Consider the following 8,273-nt stretch of genomic DNA (forward strand, 5'->3'; position numbering starts at 1 on the left):
TGGAATATCCTGGTTTGAAAGTGCTATGAAAATTAGAAGAGTGGCAGTGACAGAATACTTAAGGAATCCCCAATACACGTTAAATTAATTCAAATATTTGAAAGTTTGGAAAAAACAATATGCTAGGAGCCAACTGCGTAACTCCTACGGTTTATAAAACAGATTGACAAAACCGATTGTAATACTGACTGATAAAACTAATTACCTAAAAGGAAAAAGAAAATTGGAATAAATAGATTATTCCAACTAGTTACCGTTTTACTCTTCTACTTTAATTGCCTGGTTCGGGCACGCCTCTTCGCATGCACCGCATTCCACGCATTCGTCATTGTCGACTACTGCGATTCCCTTCTCTTCATCAAGAGTAATTGCATCATTGGGGCATTCATCGACACAGGTTCCACAGCCGGAACATTCATCTGCATTAACTGTTGCTGGCATATTTATTCACACTCCTTTTTGATTGCTCGATATATACGGAAATTAAATGGGACGTTTTTGAAACTTCCATAGGATATCGAAAAGTTTGGTCATAACGCCATTGACAAGACAAACATAAAAACTTATCGCTTTTTAGTAAAAGGAATCCTTCTAAAATCAAGATGGAGTTAACCATCAGGCAGCTAGAAAATCTTATTGAAAGTTATAAATTAAAGGAAATATTGAAAAAAATTTATTTAACACACTGAATCGTGCATGGCAATTCCAGAAGCGGTCAGGCGGTACATCCCGTCTTCGAGTTTCAGAAGGCCTTCTTTTAGCAGGAAATCCATATGAAACTTAAAAAAAAAGTCATTTAATCCTGATTCTTCCTTTAGCTGTTCTTCAGTCTTTCCAAAGATTCCAACAATCCGGAGGAGCTTTCTTCTTTCAGGACTTACGGAAATCTTTTCCATCATCATGTGTTCCAGTTTGACAGCTTCGCCTTCAGTCGGCTCTTTTTTGTTTTCGAAATAAGCATCAAGTTCATCAATTTCCTCGCTCATTTTAAAACTCCATTATTTTTTTGTATTTATTAATATCAACTCTTTTTTAAACAGTTCCGAAAAGGATAAGTGTGATTGCAACACTCTAAGTTAAGTCACAGGTTTCTACCGTAGCTTTAAGGTTGCAAGTTTAGCTTTAGGTTAATTTTGAGTTCAGCCTTGAGTTTAGTTTTAGGTTTATTTTGAGTTTAGTTTTAGGTTTATTTTGAGTTCAGCTTTAGGTTTATTTTGAGTTCAACTTTAGGTTTATTTTGAGTTCAGCTTTAGATTACTTTAAGTTTAACCTAAACTATTTTTAATCATCTTTCCTATATATATTAACCTTGCATATTTGTTCATTTTCATGTTCACCATGACTCTCAGCGTGAGCATTAGTATCATGCTCATGAACCTCTTTTTCGAAGATAAAACCTGATTTCTCCAGATTTCCTTCAATAGTACTTTCAATTATCTCTACGAGTTTATATTTTGGGACCTTTGTAATTGCGGAAAGCAGTCTGAGTTCTATGTTCGCATTTTCCCGAGCAGGAAGAAGCTCTACCTGAGGCACTTCTTTAGATGAGGTTATGCTGCCCTTAACCGCAGATTTTGGAAGTTTCATGGAAAGCTTTACATGCCCTATAAACTCAGGATTAAGTTCCCGAACCCTATCCTGAATGGTCTGAAGGTTTTCTTCTACGAAATGTACACTTTCTTCAGGACTGAAATCCCGTGATCCAAGGGTATAGAGAGCTGAGTAAGCCGAAACTTCAGAAAGTTCAATGGAGTTTTTCTTTTCCTGGGGAGGCTTTTTAAATCCCGGCACAGTGAGATGGAAAAGCAGCTTTTCGAATTGCTCATCTTCATGTTTTGCGGAAAATTTCAGAATCCGGGCTTCAGGGTTCATCTCATAGAGCATTTTCTCAGTAGCCAGGACAGTTTCTACAGGAGTTACATCGATCTTGTTTATGCAGAGAATTTCAGCATCTTTTATCTGCGTCTCTATAAACCTCGGGATCTCTTTTGCCTCAGTCCCGAACCTGCCAGGATCTACAAGGGTTACTATCGGGGCAAAGGAGAGCTCAGAGAGTCCCATTGTTTCGATTTCTTCTCGTATCTGACCAGGGAAGGCGATTCCTGTCGGCTCGATAATAACAACGTCAGGCATAAACTCTTCTTCAAGAGTCTGAAGGGTATACTGCATGCTTATCCTGAGTGTACAGCAAATGCAGCCGCTTGTAAGCTCCTTGGTTACAATTCCAGGTCTTGTAAGAATATCCCCATCAAGCCCAATTTCCCCTATTTCATTTACAATAATTGCAGTCTTCTTCCCTGCGTTACTGAGCTGTCTGATGATTTTCAGTATAGTGGTTGTTTTCCCGCTTCCGAGAAAACCTCCTATGATCATGACTTTCATGTCTCTCTCCTTTTTTCAATAATAAAATTGTTTTTTAGACGGTCAAAAAGCATAATATATTTTAATATATATAATATTGGTAGTGCCGCTCAAATCAGCAGAGTTGCTGATCAACCCATTTTAATAAACTGCTTTCCTGTAAGACTTTTCAAAAAACTGCTTGCCTACAAGCCTTTTAAATACAGGCTTGAGCGAAAACTCCAGTAACGACATAGTCGGCGTAATCAACCGGCACAACGGTTGTAGCACAACCATTTTGAAAAAAAGCTTGAGTGAAAATCTCAGCAACGACGTGATCATTATCGTAACAGTTGCATATCAATGGTTGCATATCAACGGAGCCAATTTATGGATTGAGAAACTGTTTTTCAATTACTGACTAGGATGAATTTAGAAAGTTTCTGTTTTTCTCCCGGCTGTACCTCGACAACATGCGACCTGAATCAAAAAGAGTTCCAGGGAAATTCAAATAAAAAACGAATTAAATAGGTTGTTTTCCATAGCAAGGGTGGTCGATATGATATGTCAGGTTATTCAAAAGAAAACCACCGATAATTTTTTAAAAAATCTTTTCTCTCTGTGGTCCCCATGACTTATCTGTTAACCCTGCATCTCCCAGAAACAGCTCGTTTTTCTCTTGATGGATGAGAGAATAGGCTCATAGTCAAATTGCGTGTCTCTAATCCTTAAAGAAGGGCTCAAAAAGTCTTATAATTAGCTAGATTTTAATTATTTGTTGAGGAGAAGAAAAAGCCTTAAACCTTTGCATCTCCCTCCTCAAAGTAGCATATTATAAAAGAACTTCTTACATTAAACGAAAGTTCAAAGATCCCTTTCTCCTCCTGTTATTTCTCTCTAAATTTCTTGTATCTTATTTTATCAACATCTTCTGAAGACTCCGGTCAATTTGTATGATTCTAAATAGAAACATTGAATTTATTTTTTAGATCGCTTCTTAAAAAAACTGAATATACTGAACGATGTCTTATGGTAAACCTTATTGTACACTGCTTTTTTTGGATTCTTTATAATTCCCGTTCCCTTTTTTCCATAAAATGGTACTACCGCCTTTTTTGCTTTGCGTTTTAATTTGCCTGTAGTCCTTGCTTTAATAGACTTTTTCAAAGATGGTTTTCTGAAACCGAATTTCATAAACTTCCACACCATTTAATTTTATTTCATAAATAAAATATAACACTAATATATAACTGATATAACTGGTTTACTTTTTCTCAATCCGAATAAATGCTATCAATAGAATACACAAAGTACTAAATGCTTCCAGTCCAGGCAAAAATGGTGTTTTACACTTTGCATAGACTTCTCTGATCTGTGATACCTTGAGCATTTGCCATTCAACTTTGTTTCTATTTACGGCATTAGTACTGTAATCAATGATATCAGATGGTATTTCTAGGTAATAGTGAATAGCTACCAACATGATTTTAATTTGAAAAAAGATTGCGTTCTCATCAAAGAACCTGGAAGTTCTGAGCGGCTTTAAGAGGTTTTGTTTCTATGGGAAGAGATACTGAGGTACTGGACTCACGGGTTGCGAGTTTTGGGTAATTCTCTTTCCGTTTTATCCCCTTACTTGTGGAGTATATATTAATGAATGGGGTGTTAAAGGGATGAGAACGCAGTTCATACTATGCGCTTACCATATATAATATTTTTAGCACAGAATATTATGTAATTATATTGATATTAACATATCATTACAATTTCAATTCATTATTATAAGCTTATATGATTGTTATAACCGGGACTTATGCGGTTGAACTGAAAAATTAAAAGCGTTAGACCGTTAACTATTCAATATAGGACTTTAATTCGCAGTCTTTCCCGCAATTGATTTTGTTCCTCAAGTGCATAAGTCCTAATAAAATCATCTTATACCTATATAAGTGGGGCTTTGCACCTTATTTTACTCTGCTAAACTTGCGGTATCATTTAATTTCTTCATGAAAAAATATTTTCCGGGCTATGTGTGAACAAATCGGTTCTAAAGAAAAATGAAGTATCTGTCCAACCTGAATTTTCAGGTTTTAGGGGATAAATTTAGGGTAAAATCCAGGGCAAGATTCTCCAGAGACAAAGGTTTGGGCAAGATCTGGATAATTTTTCTTCTGGTTTTGAACTGACTGAATACAATTTTATTTAGATCAACAGAATAATTTATATATTTCTTTAAAGATGAGAGAAAATAAAGAAGCTGCAGAACAAGATTAATTTTGAAATCACTAGTACTCGATCCATTGCAATCATTTTGTGATCACTTAGTAGTCGCTTGATAGCTACTTTTTAATTACCTTGTAATCACTTTGTAATCACTCTCAGGAGCATTTGCATGCAAAGTAAGCTACTTACGCCGGAAATAAAAGCTTTCCTTATTTCCATAGGTTCGGTTTCCATAGACCCTTCGCTTATCCCATGGTCTCGGGGTTCAACTGCGGGTCCGGGAGCAGGTACAAGTTCAGTGTTTTTCAGGTCGGGAAAAAAACGGGTACGGCTCAGCATAAATAAAGCCTCTCCACTTTCAATTTTGAAAGTTGAAGGTGAAGGAGGTGTTGGAGTTTTCTATCAAGGAAAAGAAATTGTACGGGGAAAACTTGAACCTGCGCCTGCACACTGTCCTGATCAGGCATTTATAACCCTTTGTGAAAGGTGCGTGTTTGACTGCAAATACTGCCCTGTGCCCAAATTGCAGGGGCACGTTAAGAGTGACGAAGAAGTCCTGAATATAATCGATGAGGTTTTGCGAGCAGGAAATCTGAAAGCTATTTCCCTTACGTCTGGAGTTGAAACCTCAGTAGAAGGAGAAGTTGAACGTGTGATTAAGCTTCTTCCTGCTCTCAAAAAATACAATGTCCCTATTGGGGTTTCGGTGTACCCTACTGAAGGGTGTTCCAGAAAATTCTATGAGGCAGGAGCTTCTGAAGTCAAGTACAATGTTGAGACTATGGATCGGGAGATCTTCAAAAAAGTCTGCGGAGACCTTTCCTTTGATTATATTCTGGATAGACTCCGAGAAGCTGTTGATGTTTTCGGGAAAAACCGGGTTTTCAGTAATTTTATAATAGGGCTTGGGGAAAGTGACGATTCGGTAAGAGATGGAATTGAGACCCTTGCACAAATAGGAGTGATTCCTGTCCTGCGGCCGGTAAACCCGCATCCTCTGAGAGCAGGAGATTGCTTTACGGAACGTCCGTCCCCTGAGCGCCTTTTAAAGCTTGCAAAGCTTGAAGCCGAAATACTCAAGAAATACGGGCTCGATCCGAGGCTTGCAAAGACAATGTGCCTGAAATGCACAGGTTGTGATCTTGTTCCTTTTATTGATTTTTAATTTCCACTTTTTTCTTTTTCTTTTTCTTTTTCTTTTTCTTTTTTCTTTTGAAAATTTGGCTTTTCTCAAAGAGCCCGTCTTACACGGAACTTACGACTTGAGTGATAAAACCAGGTACAATAGACGTTTCTGTTAAACCTGCATTTTAGATAACTAAAGGTTTAATGCTATTGATTCTCATTTCAACCACATAATTCCTGCTTTTGCTTCTTCTAAGAGAAACCCTATCATTTCCACTGGAAACTTTTACGGGTTAATTTTTTTACTACTATTGATAATTTTACTTTTTTCTTTTTTGTTATAGTTCTATATATTTTTTGAATTTGTTCTTTAAGTTTTAATTTTCATGCGAAAACTGTTACGTTTACTTTTTTGACGCGATTTTTAAAAATTTTGGAACACTTTTTATTCAGTTATATCTCTTATAACCCATCTGCAGTTCGCGTACTGTGCTCAAATATTTGTTTTATTATCGCATTCACTCTTATCTTTTTGTTTTCGTTCCTGAAAATTTAAGTTCCCCCTTATTTCCACTGGAATCTATTGGTTAACAGCTGGGTTTTCATGGAATATATACATACACTTGAGTTTAATTCAAGCTTTTTCAGCAAACGCAAAAAATATTTCAAAAAGAGTTCATGTCGCGTAAAAAATACTTTTTCTTATTCTGCATTTTTTCACTTCTGCATTTGTTCGTTTATTGTTCGTTCTGCACATAGCACGAGGTGATTTTGAGGTAATTTGCTATTAACCCTAATTTGACAGATTCTGCTAATCAATACAGTATTTTCTTACACAAAACACGTTGTATCGACACATTATATTTTGGTAAAATAAAAAATGTCAAAAAATCATAAGATGTGGGATAAAACTTTGGGTAGTATGAAGAAAACAGAGGCACGAAGCCTGTTCAGACATTATACAATATACGCTTCTGTCAAATTTGCTATTAAAGTAATGTTCCTGACTATTTGTTAAAGTTATAACTTTTAGGATCGTGAGAGTGAAAAAATAAAATTGCGATTTTAAAGACGGTAACTTCAAAAAGGAAGACTGAAATTTAACAACAACTGTAAAAAATTTAAGCACTTTTCCATAAAATAAGACCTTAAAGATTTGGCTTTAAAAAAGGTTCAACTTAGATATATATTAGATTTACAGCCTTAAAAATTGAAAAATGAACGCATTTGGATATTGGAGTAAAGTTTTGGAAAGTAACAAGCTATGTCTAATATTAGTGAATCTAGAGAATGAAATTTAAGGTTTTTAACCGGGGCTTTTTATTTTTAGGAACTTTTTGAGTCTTATTCCAGCCCCTTATTTTATTCATATAATGTGTTTATCCATGATATTTTGGAGAGGAACTCTATCTAAAAATTTTCCCAATTATTTCCACTGGAAAAAGTGGAATTTACCCTTTTACCATCTTTTTTCGTTATAATTTTAAATTCCACTTTTTCTTTCCAGTTAAACCTTATATTTTAATTTTTACGTAAGTTTTTATAATCTTCAGGCTTACAGGTCCAGCTTTGATAATTCTTCTACACTTACGCCCCCGTGAACAACTTTTGCAATTTTTTGGACAAGGCCTGTTGGGTCCTGGGATTGGAAAACATTTCTTCCTATGGCAACCCCTTTTCCTCCGGCTTCGAGAGATCCTTCGATCATTTCCAGCAGTTCCTTTTCAGAATCCATTTTTGGGCCGCCTGCAATGATTACAGGTACAGGACATCCTTCAACTACTTCTTTAAAAGTTTCAGGGCTTCCGGTATAGTTTGTCTTGACGATATCGGCTCCAAGTTCGGCTCCAATTCGAGCTGCATGTTTTACAACATCCACATCATATTCAGAACGAACCTTTTTTCCGCGTGGGTACATCATCGCAAGAAGGGGAATTCCCCATTCATCGCACTTTCCTGCCACATAGCCCAGCCCCTGTAGCATTTCATACTCGTCTTCAGCCCCGACATTTACATGAACTGATACGGCATCAGCTCCGACTTTTATAGCTTCTTCTACGGTTGTCACCAGAACCTTATGGTTCGGATCAGGAGAAAGAGAAGTTGAAGCTGAAAGATGTATTATAAGCCCCACATCATGCCCGTATCCACGGTGTCCGTATTTTGCAAGCCCCATGTGCCCGAGCACGGCGTTTGCCCCGCCTTCTGCGACCTTGTTTACAGTTTCCTGAAGGTTTTTAAGCCCTTCAATTGGACCTGCACTAACTCCATGGTCCATAGGAATAATAATTGCATTACCGGTACCTCGATTGAATATACGTTCCAACCTCACGGATTTACCTATAGTGTTCATAGCTGCATATTTCTAATTCGAGAATATAAACTTTATCAGTATATTCTTTAAGGAACCAAATACCAGGATTTATCTTGCTTACTTTTCATGAATCAGATTTTTGGGAGTCTGGGACTAAAAAGCAAAAAATGGTTTGACAAATTTATATAAGTTGATATAAAGAACTTAAATATAGGAGAAGGTTAAAAAAAGGTTGAAATAGGTTAAAAAAGTGTAACTATTCAGCCACTTA

The 8,273-nt window shown here is 36.5% G+C and carries 6 protein-coding genes; 2 read left to right on the forward strand and 4 right to left on the reverse strand.

Going from position 1 to position 8,273, the window contains the following annotated elements; translation table 11 throughout:
- Positions 1-258: 258 nt before the first annotated feature.
- From A9239_RS10735 to A9239_RS10745, 3 genes are all read right to left on the reverse strand, one after another.
- On the reverse strand, positions 259-441 hold the full coding sequence (locus A9239_RS10735) for a 4Fe-4S binding protein (protein WP_048117218.1): 183 nt from the start codon (positions 439-441) through the stop codon (positions 259-261).
- A gap of 236 nt (positions 442-677) precedes the next feature.
- Positions 678-986 (reverse strand): hypothetical protein, encoded by a 309-nt coding sequence (locus A9239_RS10740; RefSeq protein ID WP_048120392.1) that lies wholly within the window; start codon positions 984-986, stop codon positions 678-680.
- Between the two features lie 295 nt (positions 987-1,281).
- Positions 1,282-2,382 carry a GTP-binding protein gene (locus A9239_RS10745; RefSeq protein ID WP_048154236.1) on the reverse strand — a complete coding sequence of 367 codons (1,101 nt, stop codon included), beginning with the start codon at positions 2,380-2,382 and terminating at the stop codon, positions 1,282-1,284.
- 187 nt (positions 2,383-2,569) lie between these two features.
- Between A9239_RS10745 and A9239_RS19010 the strand changes: the two genes are divergently transcribed.
- Positions 2,570-2,761 carry a hypothetical protein gene (locus A9239_RS19010; RefSeq protein ID WP_141706434.1) on the forward strand — a complete coding sequence of 64 codons (192 nt, stop codon included), beginning with the start codon at positions 2,570-2,572 and terminating at the stop codon, positions 2,759-2,761.
- A gap of 1,971 nt (positions 2,762-4,732) precedes the next feature.
- The gene (locus A9239_RS10760; RefSeq protein WP_048154239.1) at positions 4,733-5,728 is read left to right on the forward strand and encodes a radical SAM protein; all 996 of its coding nucleotides are present in this window, start codon (positions 4,733-4,735) and stop codon (positions 5,726-5,728) included.
- Between the two features lie 1,515 nt (positions 5,729-7,243).
- Here the strand turns inward: A9239_RS10760 and A9239_RS10765 are convergent.
- Complete coding sequence (locus tag A9239_RS10765; protein ID WP_048120382.1) at positions 7,244-8,041, reverse strand: 2-amino-3,7-dideoxy-D-threo-hept-6-ulosonate synthase; 798 nt, start codon at positions 8,039-8,041, stop codon at positions 7,244-7,246.
- Positions 8,042-8,273 lie beyond the last annotated feature (232 nt).

The sequence above is a fragment of the Methanosarcina sp. A14 genome (genome assembly GCF_001729375.1).
GTDB classification, from domain to species: Archaea; Halobacteriota; Methanosarcinia; order Methanosarcinales; family Methanosarcinaceae; genus Methanosarcina; species Methanosarcina barkeri.